A 16,077-nucleotide genomic window follows, 5' to 3' on the forward strand; every position below is an offset into this window, starting at 1 on the left:
CAGATCTTCGAAACCCACCTCGGCTGGGCCGCGCGCGGCCTGGGCAAGCAGGTGACGGAGGCGCTGGAGGCGTGGCGTGAGGCCAATCCGAGCGGCGCGGGCGGCCAGGCGCCGGCCGCGGTCGTGGAGCGGCTGAAGACCGTCTATGGCGCGCAATATCATGGCGAGATCGACGCGCTGGGCGCCGATCAGGTCATCGAAATGGCGGGCCTGCTGAAGAATGGCGTGCCGATGGCGACGCCGGTGTTCGACGGTGCGCGCGAAAGCGACGTGTCCGACATGCTGACGCTGGCGGGTCTCGACACGTCGGGTCAGGTGGAGCTGTTCGACGGCCGTACGGGCGACGCGTTCGACCGCAAGGTGACCGTGGGCTACATCTACATGCTGAAGCTGCACCACCTGGTGGACGACAAGATCCACGCGCGTTCGATCGGGCCGTACAGCCTGGTCACCCAGCAGCCGCTGGGCGGCAAGGCGCAGTTCGGCGGCCAGCGTTTCGGCGAGATGGAAGTGTGGGCGCTCCAGGCCTATGGCGCCGCCTACACGCTCCAGGAAATGCTCACGGTGAAGTCGGACGACGTGGTCGGCCGCACCAAGGTCTACGAAGCGATCGTCAAGGGCGACGACACGTTCGAGGCCGGCATTCCGGAGAGCTTCAACGTGCTCGTCAAGGAAATGCGCAGCCTGGGCCTGAACGTCGACCTGTCGTCGCACGACGAGGCGGACGACGGCATGGCCGAAGCGGCGGAGTGAAACAGGCCTGGCCCTCTCCCCGGCGGGGAGAGGGTTGGGTGAGGGGGGCGCCGGCCGCGGCACGGCGCGCCCTCTCGATCGCGGAACACCCTCACCCTTCCCTCTCCCTCAAGGGAGAGGGTGAAGCGGAGTGAAGACATGAACGAACTGACCAACTTCGCCAATCCGGTCGCCAAGCCGGAGACGTTCGACCAGATCAAGATTGGCATCGCATCGCCGGATCGGATCCGTTCCTGGTCGTTCGGCGAGATCAAGAAGCCCGAGACGATCAACTATCGCACGTTCAAGCCCGAGCGTGACGGCCTGTTCTGCGCGCGCATCTTCGGTCCGATCAAGGATTACGAATGCTTGTGCGGCAAGTACAAGCGCATGAAGTATAAGGGCATCGTCTGCGAGAAGTGCGGTGTCGAAGTCACCGTGTCGAAGGTCCGCCGCGAGCGGATGGGCCATATCGAGCTGGCGGCGCCGGTCGCGCACATCTGGTTCCTGAAGTCGCTGCCGAGCCGCATCGGCCTGCTGCTCGACATGCAGCTGAAGCAGCTGGAGCGCGTGCTCTACTTCGAAAGCTATATCGTGATCGAGCCGGGCCTGACCCCGCTCGAAAAGTACCAGCTGCTGACCGAAGACGAGCTGCTGAGCGCGCAGGACGAGTATGGCGAGGATGCCTTCTCGGCCGGCATCGGCGCGGAAGCGGTCAAGCAGATGCTGATCGACCTCGATCTTGAGGGCGAGCGCGACGACCTGCTCAAGGAACTGGCCGAGACCAAGTCCGAGCTGAAGCCCAAGAAGATCATCAAGCGGCTGAAGGTCGTGGAAAGCTTCATCGATTCCGGCAATCGCCCGGAATGGATGATCCTCGATGTCGTGCCGGTCATCCCGCCGGAACTGCGCCCGCTGGTGCCGCTGGACGGCGGCCGCTTCGCGACGTCGGACCTGAACGACCTGTATCGTCGCGTCATCAACCGCAACAACCGCCTGAAGCGGCTGATGGAGCTGCGCGCGCCGGACATCATCGTCCGCAACGAAAAGCGCATGCTGCAGGAATCGGTCGACGCGCTGTTCGACAACGGCCGTCGCGGCCGCACCATCACCGGCGCCAACAAGCGTCCGCTGAAGTCGCTGTCCGACATGCTGAAGGGCAAGCAGGGCCGCTTCCGTCAGAACCTGCTCGGCAAGCGCGTCGACTATTCGGGCCGTTCGGTGATCGTGACCGGTCCCGAGCTGAAGCTGCACCAGTGCGGCCTGCCGAAGAAGATGGCGCTCGAGCTGTTCAAGCCGTTCATCTACGCCCGCCTGGACGCCAAGGGTCTGTCCATGACCCTGAAGCAGGCCAAGAAGTGGGTGGAGAAGGAGCGCAAGGAAGTCTGGGACATCCTGGACGAGGTGATCCGCGAGCATCCGGTCCTGCTGAACCGCGCGCCGACGCTCCACCGTCTGGGCATCCAGGCGTTCGAGCCGGTGCTGATCGAGGGCAAGGCGATCCAGCTGCACCCGCTGGTCTGCTCCGCGTTCAACGCCGACTTCGACGGCGACCAGATGGCCGTGCACGTTCCGCTGAGCCTTGAGGCGCAGCTGGAAGCGCGCGTGCTGATGATGTCGACCAACAACATCCTCAGCCCCGCCAACGGCAAGCCGATTATCGTGCCGTCGCAGGACATGGTGCTGGGCATCTATTACCTCTCCATGATGAAGGAGGGTGAGCCCGGCGAAGGCTCGCTGCTCGGCGACATGACGGAGGTGCACCAGGCGCTGAACGCCGGCGCGGTGACGCTGCACACCAAGATCATCAGCCGCGTCCCGCAGACGGACGAGGCCGGCAAGACCTACATGAAGCGTTTCGAGACGACCCCGGGCCGCATGCTGCTGGGCGAAACGCTGCCCAAGAGCCACAAGGTTCCGTTCGAGACGATCAACCGCCTGCTGACCAAGAAGGAGATCGGCGACGTCATCGACACCGTCTATCGCCACACCGGCCAGAAGGAGACGGTGCTGTTCGCGGACGGCATCATGGCGCTCGGCTTCCGTCATGCCTTCAAGGCCGGCATCTCCTTCGGCAAGGACGACATGGTCATCCCCGCCGCCAAGGAGCCGCTGGTCGAGGAGACGCGCGCGCTGGTGAAGGATTACGAGCAGCAATATCAGGACGGCCTGATCACCCAGCAGGAAAAGTACAACAAGGTGATCGACGCCTGGTCGCGCTGCGGCGACCGCGTGGCGGGCGAGATGATGAAGGAAATCCAGGCCGTCAAGAAGCTCGACAACGGCCGGGAAAAGGACATCAACGCCATCTACATGATGGCGCATTCCGGTGCGCGTGGCTCGGCGGCGCAGATCAAGCAGCTGGCCGGTATGCGCGGCCTGATGGCCAAGCCGTCGGGCGAGATCATCGAAACGCCGATCATCTCGAACTTCAAGGAAGGCCTGACCGTCCTTGAGTACTTCAACTCCACCCACGGCGCCCGCAAGGGGCTGGCGGATACGGCGTTGAAGACCGCGAACTCGGGCTACCTGACCCGCCGTCTGGTCGACGTGTCGCAGGATTGCGTCGTCGTCGAAACGGATTGCGGGACCGAGCGGGCGCTGGAAATGCGCGCGATCGTGCAGGGCGGTTCCACCATCGCGTCGCTGGGCGAGCGTATCCTGGGCCGCACCACGGCCGAGGACATCGTCGACAGCAAGTCGGGCGAGGTGGTCGCGCCGGAGGGGACGTTGCTCGACGAGGCGCTGGTCGCCAAGATCGAGGAAGTCTCGCCCCAGGCCGTCAAGATCCGCTCGCCGCTGGTGTGCGAATCCAAGGGCGGCGTGTGCGCGGCCTGCTACGGCCGCGACCTGGCCCGCGGTACGCCGGTGAATATCGGCGAGGCGGTCGGCGTAATCGCGGCCCAGTCGATCGGTGAGCCGGGCACGCAGCTGACGATGCGGACGTTCCACATCGGTGGCGCGGCGCAGTTGAACGAGCAGTCCAACCTGGAAGCCGTCGCCGACGGCAAAGTCGAGCTGCGCGGGCTGCCGACCATCGTCAATCCGCGTGGCCAGCGCATCGCGCTCAGCCGCTCGGGCGAAATCGCGATCGTCGACATGGACGGGCGCGAGCGTTCGACCCATCGCCTGCCGTACGGCGCGCAGCTGATGGTCGACGAAGGGACGTTGGTCAGCAAGGGTGATCGCATCGCGCAGTGGGACCCGGCCTTCATGCCGGTGATCACCGACAAGAAGGGCATGGTCCGCTTCCAGGACCTGATCGAGAACCGCACGGTGCGCGAGGAGTCGGACGAAACGACCGGCCTCACCCAGCGCGTGGTGATCGAGGATGTGGGCCGTTCCAAGAAGGAAGACCTGCGCCCCCGCATCACCCTGCTGGACGAAGGTTCGGGCGAGGCGGGCGTGTCGCGCCTGATCGTCGGCGCGGTGGTCGCGGTCGAGGACGGCCAGATGGTCGAGGCCGGCGAGGTGCTGGCGCGCGTTCCGCGTGAAGCGGCGCGTACCCGCGACATCACCGGCGGTCTGCCGCGCGTCGCCGAGCTGTTCGAGGCCCGCAAGCCGAAGGAGAATGCGATCATCGCCAAGATCTCCGGCCGGGTCGAGTTCGGCAAGGATTACAAGGCCAAGCGCAAGATCATCATCCGTCCGGACGATGGATCCGAGCCGGTCGAGTATCTGATCCCGAAGTCCAAGACGATCGACGCGCAGGAAGGCGATTACGTCAAGCGCGGCGACAACCTGATCGGCGGCAGCCCGGATCCGCACGACATTCTAGAAGTGCTCGGCATCGAGCCGCTTGCAGAATATCTCGTGTCGGAAATCCAGGAAGTCTATCGACTGCAGGGCGTGAAGATCAACGACAAGCACATCGAGACGATCGTTCGTCAGATGCTGCAGAAGGTCGAGATCACGTTCGCCGGCGACACCACCCTGCTTCCCGGCGAGCAGGTGGATCGCGAGGAGATGGACGAGGTCAACGCCAAGCTGGAGAAGGGTCAGCAGCCCGCGCAGGGCAAGCCGATCCTGCTCGGCATCACCAAAGCGTCGCTCCAGACCCGGTCGTTCATCTCGGCCGCGTCGTTCCAGGAAACCACCCGCGTGCTCACCGAGGCTTCGGTGCAGGGCAAGGTGGACAGCCTGAACGGCCTGAAGGAGAATGTGATCGTCGGTCGTCTCATCCCCGCCGGCACCGGCGCGGGCATGAACCGGCTGCGCGTCACGGCTTCCTCGCGCGATGCGGCGCTGCGCGCGTCGCAGCGCACGGTGGCGGCGGCGATCGTCGCCCCGCAGAGTGCGGCGGAGGAGCATGCCGCCGAACTGGCGCGTTCGCCGCGGGACTCGGCCGGCACCGGCAGCGATCCGCTGGGCGAGGTGGTCGCCACCACGCACGGCACCGACGCGGATGCGGGCGATTACCTGAACAAGTAATCGCCCCGGTCCATTGAGGTCGGAACAAGGGCCGCCGTCTGGGGAACCAGGCGGCGGCCTTTTTGTGTTCGGCAGTGACCATGCCGGGCGGAGGGCGATGTCCGCATCCGACGGAAAGTGGACCTGGGTCGGGGCGTGGATCCTGTGGGCCGGTCGCATGCGAGCGGGACCGGGGGAGCGCCGCGGGATGCAGGCTGGCAGCCCTGCGGATCGTTGCTGTACAGCGACCGTCCATGCGGGCGTGCTATGCAAGGCCCGCCGAGGAGAGAGCCATGCCCCGACTTGCCGCCGCTTTGTTGATCCTGAGCCTGACCGGCTGCGTCCGCACGGTGGCCAATGTCGTCACCTTGCCCGTCCGCGCGGCCAGCCAGGGCATCGACTGGGCCACCACCAGCCAGGACGAATCCGATCGCAACCGCGGCCGCAAGATCCGCAAGCAAGAACAACGCCAGGCCCGCGAAGACCGCAAGCGCCAAAAGGAAGAGCGCAAGCGGATGGAGCGGGAACAACGCGATTGATGGCGCCAGTTTCGCTTGAAAAAACCTTTTGCCGCCGCAGCGTGGCCGGGGGCTCTGGCAAAACCGTCACCATGGAGATGGTCGTAATCGATCAGCGCACCACAGTGCTTGCCCGATCCGCAATCCCCGGCCAATCTGCGCGCGGGGAACAAGGGGGACCACCAAAATGGATTTTGCTACTCGCCTCGCAGAGCTTCAAAAGCGTACCGTGGAACATCGTGAGGTGTTGCTTACCGAAGAAGCGGCAAAGACAGCGCTTGTCATGCCGTTTCTTCAATCGCTCGGTTACGACGTTTTCAATCCCAAGGAAGTGGTACCCGAATTCACCGCCGATGTTGGTATCAAGAAGGGCGAGAAGGTTGATTATGCAATTTGTGAAGATGGAAGGATTAATATCCTAATCGAGTGTAAGCCCGCTGCGGCTGAACTGAACGTTGCGCATGCTTCCCAGCTGTTCCGCTATTTCAGCGCTACCGATGCGCGGCTGGCCATTCTCACAAACGGTGTCAGCTACCAATTCTTTTCCGACGTGGAGAAGCCAAACAAGATGGACGAACGTCCATTCTTCACGTTTAGCATGGAAGCGATCAAGCCCTCGGACATTCGTACTCTGGAAAAGTTCGGAAAAGTTAACTTTGATATCCAGAAAATTATTGAAGAGGCGGGGCATTTAAAGCTCCAGTCACTTCTTCGTAAAGCCATTGAGCAGGAATTTGCCGAACCTACGGATGATTTTGTGCGGATGTTTGCCGCGCGAGTGGTCGAGGGCCGATTGACACCTGCGGTAAAGGAGACCATCGCCCGCATGGTTCCGAGCACAATTGCTGCAATCATCCGCGACAAAGTCAGCGAGCGCCTGTCCTCAGCTCTAAACGCGACGACTCCCGCAATTGTGGAGCCGGATGATATCGATCCTGCCGCTCCGGGCGAGGCAATAATCACCACGCAAGAGGAGCTTAGTGGTTATCATATTGTCCAGGCAATTGCCTCCCGCTTCGTTGATCCAAAGCGGGTCGTGATCCGCGACAGCAAGTCGTACTGCGCGATCCTTCTCGATGACAATAACCGGAAAACCATAGCGCGGATGTGGTTCAACTCGCCGACAACGCGTTATTTCGGCACGTTTGTAGGCAAAGAAGAAACGAAGCATTTGGTGACGGAACTCACCGGCATTTACCAGTTGATGCCGCACATAGAGACCCGACTGCGCGAGCTGGATGACACCATCCCTGCTTGAAATTGGCACGTAGGCTGCTTTTGCTTTACCGTTCGTGAAAGCAGCTTCTGCTAAGCGTGGTAAGCCGTGATGCCGCCAGCTTGCTGGGTGCATCGGCAAGTATTGATCCAGGGGGGGGCGGAGAGCGAGGGCGACCCGGCAGCCGCCTGCCCTTATGCCGCCTGTTCGTACAGCTCCATCTCGCCCGCGAGGTAGAGGTTGCGGGCCTTGGAGCGGCTGAGTTTGCCGGAGCTGGTGCGGGGCAGCGTCTTGGGCGGCACCAGTTCCACCACGCAGTTCATGCCGGTGATCGCGCGCACTTTCTCGCGGATGTCGTCGCGCAGGCGGGCGCGTTCGTGCGGGTCGGTGGTGCGGCACTGAACCAGCACGGCGGGCGTTTCCTCGCCGCCGGGCGTGGTGATGGCGAAGGCGGCGATGTCGCCCGCCTTGAAGCCCGGCAGCTGCTCCACCGCCCACTCGATGTCCTGCGGCCAGTGGTTGCGGCCGTTGATGATGATCATGTCCTTGGCGCGGCCGACGATGTAGATGTAGCCGCCGGACATGTAGCCCATGTCGCCGGTGTCGAGCCATCCGTCGACCAGGCAGGCCTCCGTCGCCTCGCAATCGCGGAAATAGCCCTCCATTACCGATGGGCCCCGGCACCACACCTTGCCGATCGCGCGATCGGGCAGGGGATTGCCGTCCTCGTCGCGGATCTGGATCTCCATTTCGCGCGCGGGCACGCCGCAATTGACGACGGCGCGATAACGCTGCGGCCGTTCCACATTGGCGAAGCCGCCGCCGGACAGCTCCGTCTCCTCGACCAGTTCGACCACGATCCCTTCACCGGGCGGCATGATCGACACGGCCAGCGTCGCCTCGGCCAGGCCGTAGGAGGGAAGAAAGGCGGTGGCGTCGAAGCCGGCATCGGCAAAGGCATCGACAAACGCCTGCATCACGTCCGGGCGGATCATGTCGGCGCCATTCCCCGCGACCCGCCAGCGGCTGAGGTCGAAGCGGTCGGACGCCTTGGTCTGGCTCGACATGCGGCGCGCGCAGATGTCGTAGCCGAAGGTAGGCGAGTAGGACAAAGTGGTGCCGGCATTGCGGCTGATAAGGTCGAGCCACGCCAGCGGGCGGCGGGCGAAATCCTCGGTCTTCAGATAATCGGTCGAGACCTGGTTGGCGACCGGCGACAGCAGGCAGCCGACCAGCCCCATGTCGTGATACCAGGGCAGCCACGACACGCAGCGGTCGCCGTCGCGCACCTCCATGCCGATGGAATGCGCCGCCAGGTTGGACATCAGCGCGCGATGGGTGATCGCCACGCCATGCGGAAACCGGGTCGAGCCGCTGGAATATTGCAGATAGGCGATCGCGTCGGGATCGGGCGTGGGCAGGATGTGGTTGCCGACCGCCTCCTCGGCCAATCCCTCATAGCTGACCGCCGCGATGCCGCGTGCGCGGGCGGCCGCCTGCGCCATGGTCTCCAGCTCGCGCGGGTAGAGCAGGAGGACGGGATCGGAGCTGGCGAGCTGCACCGCCAGCTGATCGATATAGGCGTCCTTGCCGCCGAAGCTGGTCGGCAAAGGCAGCGGCACCGGCCAGATGCCGGCATAGATGGCGCCAAAGAACGCCGCCGCAAAATCCGCGCCGGTTTCGGCCAGCAAGGCCACGCGCGCGCCCGGCGCGATCCCGCGTCCCGCCAGCCGCTGCGCCGCATCCAGCGCATCGCCACGCAGCTCCGCGAACCGATACGGGCGCAGCAAAGTGCCGCGCGGATCGTGGAAGTTCAGTCCGCGCTCGCCGCCCGCCGCATAGTCCAGCGCGTCGCACAGCGTCGGGAAGTCGGCATAACGCCGTGGCACCGCGTCGTCGCTGGGGGTCGGCGTTATGAGGTCCTGCACACCGGCCGTCTGCACTCTCGAAGGTCTCCTCTCCGCGAAACAGGCGGAACGCTGCTTGTAAACTAAATGCGGTCGAACGTTCAAATTCCCATCCGACTATGGCACAAACGTGGCGCATGCGCCCTTTTTCTCACAAAAATAGCGGCAAGCCCCGCCCGCCGCTGGATGCGGCGTCGCTCCAGGCGCTCGCGCTCCATTACGTCGGGCGATACGCCACCACGCGCGCCAAGTTGCGCCTCTACCTGCAGCGCAAGCTGGGCGAAAGGGGGTGGGAGGATGATGGTGCCCCGCCGGTGGAGGCGGTGGTGAGCCGCTGTGCGCAACTGGGCTATGTCGACGATGCGGGCTTTGCGCAGGCGCGTGGACAGGCCTGTCTGCGCCAGGGTTATGGCGCTGGGCGTGTGTCGCAGGTGCTGCGCGCCGCAGGGGTGGAGGCCCAAGATACCGAGCCGGTGGTCACCGCCGCGCGGGAGGAGGCGCTGGCGGCCGCGTTGCGCTTCGCCCAGCGCCGGCGGATCGGCCCCTATGCGGCCGAGCGCGCCGATCGTGACCAGGCGCGGCGGCAGTTGGGCGCCATGCTGCGCGCCGGCCACGCCATGGATGTGTCGCGCCGAATCATCGCGGCCGAGCCCGGCGAGACCCTGACGGAAAGCTGAACCATTAAGGCGAACATGGATATTTTCCTTTAAGATTGTTGCAGGAATGCTAAGCCGTCGCCCTCGTTTTCAGGGTGCAACGACGATGAAGAATGCCGAAGCGGTGATGCTCGCCGCGAAGGAGGGCATTGAGGGAGAGGCGTTCGTCGCGGCGGCCATGGACGGTGCGGATGGCGCCCCGGCGCCCGTGGTGAGCGGGTCGGTCAAGTGGTTCGATGCCACGCGCGGCTTCGGCTTCGTGGTGGGTGATGGTGGCGAGGGCGACATCCTGCTGCATTTCTCCCTGTTGCGCGACCATGGCCGGCGCACCCTGCCCGAAGGCACCCGCGTGGTGTGCGAGACGATGCGGCGCGATCGCGGCTTGCAGGCGCGCCGGGTCATCAGCTTCGACCTGTCCACCGCCACCGGCCCGGACGCCGACCTGCTCGCCAAGCGCAATGCCGACCGCGTCGATCCGCTGGGGCTGGCCGAGGAGGCCGGGCCCTATGAAGCGGTGCGCGTCAAATGGTTCAACCAGCTGAAAGGCTATGGCTTTGTCGTCCGCGAGGGTGGCGGCGAGGATATTTTCATCCATATGGAGACGGTACGCCGCGCCGGCTTTTCGGTGCTGGACCCCGAACAGCCGCTCCGCGCGCGAATCGCGGACGGGCGCAAGGGTCCGCTGGTGGTGATGGTGGAGGGGAATGCGTGAAGGCCCTGTTGTTCGCGGCGTTGCTGGGTGCCGCCGTCCCGCTCCAGCCGGTCGTGGCGGAGGCGTTCGACCGGGCGCAGCATCTTCCCGCCCAGCCGCTCACCATTACGGGTGACCGCACCAGCCATCGTTTCCAGGTGGAAGTGGCGCGCAGCCAGCAGCAGCAGGCGATCGGCCTGATGTTCCGCGAGGTGATCCCCGCCGATCATGGCATGATCTTTCCCCTGCAGCCGCCGCGCATGGCGAGCTTCTGGATGAAGAACACGCTGGCGTCGCTGGACCTGCTGTTCGTACGGGCGGACGGCACGATTTCGTCCATCTCGCCCAACGCCACGCCCTTGTCGCTGGCGCCGATCGAATCGATCGAGCCGGTGGCGGCGGTGCTGGAGTTGAAGGGCGGGGAGGCCGCGCGGCGCGGCATCAAGCCCGGTGATCGGGTGAACTGGCAGGGTTCGTCGTTGCGCGACCGCCCCCAGGCAGGCTAAGCGCCATTCCATGTCCGTCCTTGCTCGCATCTTCACTTGGTGGAATGGCGCTACGCTCACCACGTCGCTGTTTACCCGTCGCAACGGTCGTGAAACCGGGCGCGACGCGCTCGGCAACCTGTATTACGAATCGAAGAAGCCGATCAGCGGCCGGATGCGCCGGTGGGTGATCTACAAGGGCTCCAACGATGCCAGCCGGGTTCCGCCCGAATGGTTCGGCTGGCTGCATCACCAGACCGACGTGGTTCCCACCGATCTGCCGGCGCCGCGCGCCTGGGTGAAGCCGGCGGTGCCGAACCTAACCGGCACGGGCGAGGCATATCGCCCGCAAGGCGCGCTGGAGCGTGGCGGCAATCGCGCCGCCGCCACCGGCGACTATGAGGCGTGGAGCCCTAATTGATGCGGTCCTTATTGCGGGAAAATATCGGCGAGGCGCTGGTCGGGCTGGCCGTGGTGCTGCTGGCCATCTGGTTCGTGCTGTTCGCCTGGGATCGGACCGGCGGCGGCCGCAAGGCAGGCGCGATGGAGATTGCGGCGATCTTCCCCAATGCCAGCGGCGTAAATGTCGGCACGGACGTGCGGGTGGCTGGCCTGAAGGTCGGCAGCGTGTCGGCGCTGTCGCTCGATCCGCAAAGCTATCAGGTGAAAGTGAACGTCGCGCTTGACCCCACGGTCAAGCTGCCGGCGGACAGCAGCGCGGCGATCACGTCGGAAGGGCTGCTCGGCTCGACCTTTATCGCCTTCACGCCGGGCGGCAGCACGGCGGTACTGAAGAGCGGCGACACGATCACCGATACGCAAGGGTCGATGGACCTGATGGCCCTGATCGGCCAGTTCATCAACCGTCCGGCGGGCGGCGGTGATGCCGGCGGCGCGGACAACGCGGCCGCGCCCACGTCTACTCCATGATCCTGCGCCGCGCGGGCGGCATCGCCATCTGCCTTGTCGCTCTGGGGGCGATCGCCTGGAGCGCGGGATCGCAGAACCAAGGTGAGCGCCCCGATGCGGCGGCGGAACTGACGCCGGACACCGCACTCGCTAACAGCATGGCGGAGCCGGCGCCGACCGGCCGCCGCGCGAGCCCCGCACCCAAGCCGACCACCACCGAGACGCCGATGGGCGAGCGGGTGGCGGTGCTGGGCCTGCTCAACAAGCGTAACGGCCTGTCACGCGACGCAACGCTGCGGATGGGGCAGGCGGCGCGGTTCGGAGACCTGATCGTCCGCCTGCGCGCGTGCGAAACCACGGCGGACTGGGAACCGGAGCAACTGACCGGCGCCTTCGTCCAGGCTGACAAGAAGAGTGCCGACGGGACGTGGCACCGGATCTTCTCCGGCTGGCTCTACAAGGAAAGCCCGTCGCTGAACGTGGTGGAAGATCCGCTTTACGACGTCTGGCCCAAGAGCTGCACGATGCGACACCCGGACATGGGACCGGATACGGTGGCGGCATCGGGCCCGCCGGCCGTGCGCTCCAGCGCGAAGAAGTCGGCCGGATTACCGTCGCCTGCGGCCGAGGAGCCGAGCCCCAGCGCCGAGTCCAGCAACGCGACATAGGCGTTGCGCCCGACCTCGATCGTGCCGAGTGAGGCGAGATGCTCGGTCAGGAACTGGCAGTCGAGCAGGCGGAAGCCGCCAGCCTTCAACCGCGCGACCAGATGCGCCAGCGCGACCTTGGACGCGTCGCGCGCGCGGCTGAACATGCTTTCGCCAAAGAACGCCCCGCCGAGGCGCACGCCATAGAGGCCGCCGACCAGCCGGTCGTCCTGCCATGCCTCCACCGAATGGGCGTAGCCACGCCGATGCAGTTCGGCATAGGCCTGCTCGATCACGGGATTGATCCACGTGTCCGGCCGGTCGGTGGTGGATTGCGCGCAGAGCGCCACCACCTGCTCGAACGCCTGATCCGCCGTGACGCGGTACCTGTCGGACCTGATCGTCTTCGCCAGCGAGCGGGAGAGGTGAAAGCCGTCCAGCGGCAGGATGCCGCGCTTCCTGGGCTCCACCCAGAAGATGTCGGGCGCGTCGCGGGCATTGGCCATCGGGAACACGCCGACCGAATAGGCCCGCAGCAGCAGATCCGGATCGAGCGGCGTCATGCCCCGACGCTAACGCGGGCGCACGCGCCAACGCAACAACGTCCTTGAGGGAAGCAGGCATGGACCCTCCCTCGCCAGGCGGAGGACGCGCTGGCGGCGAAGGCGGGGGGCTGCTAGCGGCTCGGCCATGCAGGATCAGGAGATCATCGCGGTGGTGGCGCGCGCCGACAATGGCGTGATCGGGCGCGAAGGCAGGCTGCCCTGGCACATTCCGGCGGACCTGCGGCACTTCAAGCGGATCACCGCCGGCCTGCCGATGATCATGGGGCGGCGGACGTTCGACAGCCTGCCCGGCCTGCTTCCCGGCAGGCGCCACATCGTGCTGACCCGCGACGCCGGCTGGTCCGCACCAGGGGTGGAGAGGGCGGGCGACGTGGATGCGGCATTGGCGCTGGCGGGCGGGACGGTCGCGGTGATCGGCGGGGCGGAGATATTGGCGGCCCTCGCCCCATGCCTGACCCGGATCGAGCTGACCGAGGTCCATGCCCGCCCCCACGGCGACACGATCCTGCCCCCCCCGGGCGCGGAGTGGCGCGAGGCGGCGCGGAGCGAGCAGCCGGCGGAGGGCGACACGCCGGCGTTGAGTTTCGTAACCTTCGTCCGCCGCTAGCGTCCCGGCTCCGCCCGTCTTATAGGCGCGGCACCATGACCATCATCGCGAACGACGCGCCGCTGCCCGAGGCGCTACGGGGCGGGGTGATCGCACTCGGCAATTTCGACGGCTTCCATCTTGGCCACCAAGCGGTGGTCGGCCGCGCGGTCGCCCGCGCGCGGGAGCAGGGGCGGCCGGCGATCGTGGCCACGTTCGATCCGCACCCCGCGCGGCATTTCCGGCCGGATGCGCCGCACTTTCGCCTGACCACCATCGCCCAGCGGGCGCGCCTGTTCGCGCAGGCGGGGGCGGATGCGACGCTGGTGCTTGGGTTCGACGGGGCGCTGGCGGGCCTATCGCCCGAGCAGTTCGTGCACGACCAACTGGTCGGCCGCTTCGGCGCGGCGGGGGTGGTGACGGGTGAGGACTTCACCTTCGGCCGGGCGCGGGCAGGCACCGCGGCCTTGCTGGCGGCACTCGGTGCGGAGCGGGGGCTGGCGGCGGACACGGTGGCGCCGGTCGCAAGCGCGGAAGGCGTGGTGTCGTCCAGCCGCATCCGCCAGGCCCTGCGCGATGGCGATTGCGCGACGGCCGCCCGCTTGCTGAGCCGCCCCTTCGCCATCCAAGGCGCGGTGGTGCATGGCGACAAGCGCGGGCGCGAACTCGGCTATCCCACCGCGAACCTGGAACTCGGTGATTATGTCCGCCCGCGCTACGGCATCTATGCGGTGCGCGGCCATCTGGCGGACGGGCGCGTGGTGGGCGGTGTCGCCAACCTCGGCATCCGCCCCAGCTTCGATCCGCCGAAGGAATTGCTGGAGCCGTACTTCTTCGATTTTTCCGGCGACCTCTATGGTCAGGTGATCGAAGTGGCGCTGATCGCCTTCCTGCGCGGCGAGGCACGGTTCGACAGCATGGATGCGCTGATCCGGCAGATGGGCTGCGACAGCGCGGCGGCGCAGGCGATACTGGCCGGCTGACGGCCGGTCAGCCCTCGGGCATGGAGCGCGCCTCCACCGGTTCGCGCCCGCGCACCCGCTCGCGGTAGGCGGTGTAGAGGCCGCTGCCGGCGATCAGGGCCGCGCCCGCCAGCATCAGCGGCGTCGGGGCCGAGCCGAACACCGCCCAGCCGATCGCGGTCGCTAGGATGATCTGGAGATAGTCGAACGGCACCACCACCGATACGGGCGCGAAGCGGAGCGATCCGGTCATGGCGATCTGCGCGAAGCCGCCGAGCAACCCGGCACCCGCCAGCATCGCCATGGTGAGTGGATCGTGCCAACGGCCGAAGACCGGCAGCATCGCCGCCCCGGCGAGCGCGGTGAAGGTGCTGAACCAGAAGACGATCGCCGCCGTCCCCTCGGTCCGGCTGATTTGGCGCACGGTGATCATCACCGCCGACTGGCCGAAGGCGGCGGCGATTGCGACCGCGACGCCCAGCAGCGGCACGGCGCTCCCGCCCGGCTGCGCCACCAGGGCCACGCCGACGAAGCCCACCGCCACCGCCGCCCAGCGGCGCGGGCCGATCGCCTCCCCCAGCACCAGTCCCGACAGGATGGTGGCGATCAACGGCGCGGCGTAGGTGAGGGTGGTCGCCTCGCCCAGCGGCAGCAGCGCCAGCGCGCCGAAGGTCAGCAGCATGGAAACGAGACCGATGGTGGAGCGGGTGATGTGGGCCAGCGGCTTGGCGGTCCTGACCGCCGACCAGCCGGGCCCGGCGCCGATCCACGCGCTGACCACCAGCAGCGCCCAGCCGTTGCGGTAGAAGATCATTTCCGGCGTGGCGACGCCCCGATCGCTCGCCGCCTTGAGGAGCGCCGCCATGCCGGCAAAGGCGGTGGCGGAGGCGCTGCGGAGCAGGATGCCCTGCAACCGGCGTTCGGGCGGAGAAGCGGTCATGGCCGCCCGGCTACCGCAATGCGGCAGCCATGCCGAGCCCTTTACAGGTCGACGCCGGTCGCGATTGCCTCCAGCTTGCGGACGCGCTCCCTGAGGTCGGCCAGTTCGATGCGGGCGGCCGGCAAGGGCGAACCCTCGGCTCCGCCACGCCCCTGCAGCGAGAGGCGTTGCAGCTCGATCCACTCGTGCCAGCCCTTGAGGGCGGCGGCCGTCACGATCACCAGTGCGGCGAGGCTCGCCAGCGTGATCGCGGTCCAGGCAAAGGGTTCGGTCATCGCCGTGTTTCCTTTTCGATGCGGAGCGCCTCAATCTCGCGCTCCAGTTCGATGGCGCGGTTGCGGTCGCCGTCCGTGACGATCCGCTCCAGCACCTGGATGCGGTCCTTCAGCTGCTGCATCTCGCTACGCAGTCGCTGATCGGCCGCGTCGTCACGGGGCGACCCGACAAAGACGTCCTCGCCCTTGTGGCGGACCACGCCATAGCGGGCCTTGAGGACGCTGGAGATGCCGACGATCGCGACGATCAGCACCACCATTTCGAACGGGTTCATGCCTGCACTCCCTGTTTCGTTCCCTGTGTCAGTTGACGGGCGCGTCGCGCAGCCGCTCGATCTCTTCACCCAGCATGGTGGAGCGATCGGTCAGGATCCGTTCCAGCACGGCGACGCGCTGTTCCAGCCGTTCGGTGCGGGCGGCGTATTGCGCTGCCTTTTCCGCAGTATGTTCGCTGAGCAGTTCAAGCTGGCGGTGCTTGTAGCGGATCCAGGGGCGGACGAAGACGCCGCCGAAGATGGCCAGCAGGCCGCAGCTGATGCCGAGGATGGGGATGAGGAGGGGGTTCATGGTCGGGGCT

16 protein-coding genes and 2 pseudogenes are annotated in these 16,077 nt (G+C 66.4%); 12 read left to right on the forward strand and 6 right to left on the reverse strand.

The features are described 5' to 3' along the window. The 4 genes and pseudogenes from Q0D93_RS08335 to Q0D93_RS08350 form a co-directional block, all read left to right on the forward strand. A pseudogene (locus Q0D93_RS08335) lies at positions 1-753 on the forward strand (DNA-directed RNA polymerase subunit beta); the annotation flags it as partial. Between the two features lie 138 nt (positions 754-891). Then, positions 892-5,163 (forward strand): DNA-directed RNA polymerase subunit beta', encoded by a 4,272-nt coding sequence (rpoC, locus tag Q0D93_RS08340; protein ID WP_294392842.1) that lies wholly within the window; start codon positions 892-894, stop codon positions 5,161-5,163. Positions 5,164-5,435: 272 nt separating this feature from the next. Next, positions 5,436-5,681, forward strand: coding sequence for a hypothetical protein (locus Q0D93_RS08345; protein WP_294392845.1), 246 nt, complete (start codon positions 5,436-5,438; stop codon positions 5,679-5,681). Between the two features lie 166 nt (positions 5,682-5,847). Next, complete coding sequence (locus Q0D93_RS08350; protein ID WP_294392847.1) at positions 5,848-6,918, forward strand: type I restriction endonuclease; 1,071 nt, start codon at positions 5,848-5,850, stop codon at positions 6,916-6,918. Positions 6,919-7,070: 152 nt separating this feature from the next. Here the strand turns inward: Q0D93_RS08350 and Q0D93_RS08355 are convergent, their stop codons facing one another. Beyond that, complete coding sequence (locus tag Q0D93_RS08355) at positions 7,071-8,819, reverse strand: fatty acyl-AMP ligase (RefSeq protein WP_294392849.1); 1,749 nt, start codon at positions 8,817-8,819, stop codon at positions 7,071-7,073. 101 nt (positions 8,820-8,920) lie between these two features. Between Q0D93_RS08355 and Q0D93_RS08360 the strand changes: the two genes are divergently transcribed. The 6 genes and pseudogenes from Q0D93_RS08360 to Q0D93_RS14875 all read left to right on the forward strand — a co-directional run. After that, positions 8,921-9,460 carry a RecX family transcriptional regulator gene (locus Q0D93_RS08360; RefSeq protein ID WP_294392851.1) on the forward strand — a complete coding sequence of 180 codons (540 nt, stop codon included), beginning with the start codon at positions 8,921-8,923 and terminating at the stop codon, positions 9,458-9,460. Between the two features lie 85 nt (positions 9,461-9,545). Beyond that, on the forward strand, positions 9,546-10,151 hold the full coding sequence (locus tag Q0D93_RS08365; RefSeq protein ID WP_366510266.1) for a cold shock domain-containing protein: 606 nt from the start codon (positions 9,546-9,548) through the stop codon (positions 10,149-10,151). After that, entirely contained in the window at positions 10,148-10,636 is a 489-nt protein-coding gene (locus Q0D93_RS08370) for a DUF192 domain-containing protein (RefSeq protein ID WP_294392853.1), read from the forward strand. Before Q0D93_RS08365 ends, Q0D93_RS08370 begins: the two co-directional genes overlap by 4 nt. A gap of 10 nt (positions 10,637-10,646) precedes the next feature. After that, positions 10,647-11,036, forward strand: coding sequence for an NADH:ubiquinone oxidoreductase subunit NDUFA12 (locus tag Q0D93_RS08375; protein WP_294392855.1), 390 nt, complete (start codon positions 10,647-10,649; stop codon positions 11,034-11,036). Further along, positions 11,036-11,545, forward strand: a complete 510-nt coding sequence (gene mlaD, locus Q0D93_RS08380; RefSeq protein ID WP_294392857.1) for an outer membrane lipid asymmetry maintenance protein MlaD — start codon at positions 11,036-11,038, stop codon at positions 11,543-11,545. Before Q0D93_RS08375 ends, mlaD begins: the two co-directional genes overlap by 1 nt. Further along, a pseudogene (locus Q0D93_RS14875) lies at positions 11,542-12,132 on the forward strand (DUF2155 domain-containing protein); the annotation flags it as partial. The gene mlaD and the pseudogene Q0D93_RS14875, both read left to right, overlap by 4 nt. On the opposite strand, the gene aat reads toward Q0D93_RS14875, so the two are convergent. Further along, entirely contained in the window at positions 12,021-12,734 is a 714-nt protein-coding gene (gene aat / locus Q0D93_RS08390) for a leucyl/phenylalanyl-tRNA--protein transferase (RefSeq protein ID WP_294392859.1), read from the reverse strand. The pseudogene Q0D93_RS14875 and the gene aat sit on opposite strands and share 112 nt — an antisense overlap. 127 nt (positions 12,735-12,861) lie before the next feature. Between aat and Q0D93_RS08395 the strand changes: the two genes are divergently transcribed. Together Q0D93_RS08395 and Q0D93_RS08400 are read left to right on the forward strand one after the other, a co-directional pair. Further along, positions 12,862-13,344, forward strand: a complete 483-nt coding sequence (locus Q0D93_RS08395) for a dihydrofolate reductase (protein WP_294392861.1) — start codon at positions 12,862-12,864, stop codon at positions 13,342-13,344. A 35-nt stretch (positions 13,345-13,379) separates the two neighbouring features. Then, positions 13,380-14,306 (forward strand): bifunctional riboflavin kinase/FAD synthetase, encoded by a 927-nt coding sequence (locus Q0D93_RS08400; RefSeq protein WP_294392862.1) that lies wholly within the window; start codon positions 13,380-13,382, stop codon positions 14,304-14,306. Positions 14,307-14,313: 7 nt separating this feature from the next. On the opposite strand, the gene Q0D93_RS08405 is transcribed toward Q0D93_RS08400, so the two are convergent. Genes Q0D93_RS08405 through Q0D93_RS08420 form a run of 4 tightly spaced genes read right to left on the reverse strand, consistent with a single transcriptional unit; the run spans position 14,314 to position 16,067 of the window. After that, positions 14,314-15,225, reverse strand: a complete 912-nt coding sequence (locus Q0D93_RS08405) for a DMT family transporter (RefSeq protein WP_294392864.1) — start codon at positions 15,223-15,225, stop codon at positions 14,314-14,316. A 41-nt stretch (positions 15,226-15,266) separates the two neighbouring features. Beyond that, positions 15,267-15,500, reverse strand: a complete 234-nt coding sequence (locus Q0D93_RS08410) for a hypothetical protein (protein WP_294392866.1) — start codon at positions 15,498-15,500, stop codon at positions 15,267-15,269. Beyond that, on the reverse strand, positions 15,497-15,775 hold the full coding sequence (locus Q0D93_RS08415; protein WP_294392868.1) for a hypothetical protein: 279 nt from the start codon (positions 15,773-15,775) through the stop codon (positions 15,497-15,499). Before Q0D93_RS08415 ends, Q0D93_RS08410 begins: the two co-directional genes overlap by 4 nt. 28 nt (positions 15,776-15,803) lie before the next feature. Continuing rightward, positions 15,804-16,067, reverse strand: coding sequence for a hypothetical protein (locus Q0D93_RS08420; RefSeq protein ID WP_294392870.1), 264 nt, complete (start codon positions 16,065-16,067; stop codon positions 15,804-15,806). Positions 16,068-16,077: the final 10 nt, after the last annotated feature.

This window comes from uncultured Sphingomonas sp., assembly GCF_934560975.1.
Classification (GTDB): Bacteria; Pseudomonadota; Alphaproteobacteria; order Sphingomonadales; family Sphingomonadaceae; genus Sphingomonas_I.

Bases quoted from the DNA above. Each gene is read 5' to 3' on its own strand.
- rpoC (WP_294392842.1), top strand. From the start codon at position 892: ATGAACGAACTGACCAACTTCGCCAATCCGGTCGCCAAGCCGGAGACG.
- Q0D93_RS08345 (WP_294392845.1), top strand. From the start codon at position 5,436: ATGCCCCGACTTGCCGCCGCTTTGTTGATCCTGAGCCTGACCGGCTGC.
- Q0D93_RS08350 (WP_294392847.1), top strand. From the start codon at position 5,848: ATGGATTTTGCTACTCGCCTCGCAGAGCTTCAAAAGCGTACCGTGGAA.
- Q0D93_RS08360 (WP_294392851.1), top strand. From the start codon at position 8,921: ATGCGCCCTTTTTCTCACAAAAATAGCGGCAAGCCCCGCCCGCCGCTG.
- Q0D93_RS08365 (WP_366510266.1), top strand. From the start codon at position 9,546: ATGAAGAATGCCGAAGCGGTGATGCTCGCCGCGAAGGAGGGCATTGAG.
- Q0D93_RS08375 (WP_294392855.1), top strand. From the start codon at position 10,647: ATGTCCGTCCTTGCTCGCATCTTCACTTGGTGGAATGGCGCTACGCTC.
- mlaD (WP_294392857.1), top strand. From the start codon at position 11,036: ATGCGGTCCTTATTGCGGGAAAATATCGGCGAGGCGCTGGTCGGGCTG.
- aat (WP_294392859.1), bottom strand. From the start codon at position 12,734: ATGACGCCGCTCGATCCGGATCTGCTGCTGCGGGCCTATTCGGTCGGC.
- Q0D93_RS08395 (WP_294392861.1), top strand. From the start codon at position 12,862: ATGCAGGATCAGGAGATCATCGCGGTGGTGGCGCGCGCCGACAATGGC.
- Q0D93_RS08400 (WP_294392862.1), top strand. From the start codon at position 13,380: ATGACCATCATCGCGAACGACGCGCCGCTGCCCGAGGCGCTACGGGGC.
- Q0D93_RS08405 (WP_294392864.1), bottom strand. From the start codon at position 15,225: ATGACCGCTTCTCCGCCCGAACGCCGGTTGCAGGGCATCCTGCTCCGC.
- Q0D93_RS08410 (WP_294392866.1), bottom strand. From the start codon at position 15,500: ATGACCGAACCCTTTGCCTGGACCGCGATCACGCTGGCGAGCCTCGCC.
- Q0D93_RS08415 (WP_294392868.1), bottom strand. From the start codon at position 15,775: ATGAACCCGTTCGAAATGGTGGTGCTGATCGTCGCGATCGTCGGCATC.
- Q0D93_RS08420 (WP_294392870.1), bottom strand. From the start codon at position 16,067: ATGAACCCCCTCCTCATCCCCATCCTCGGCATCAGCTGCGGCCTGCTG.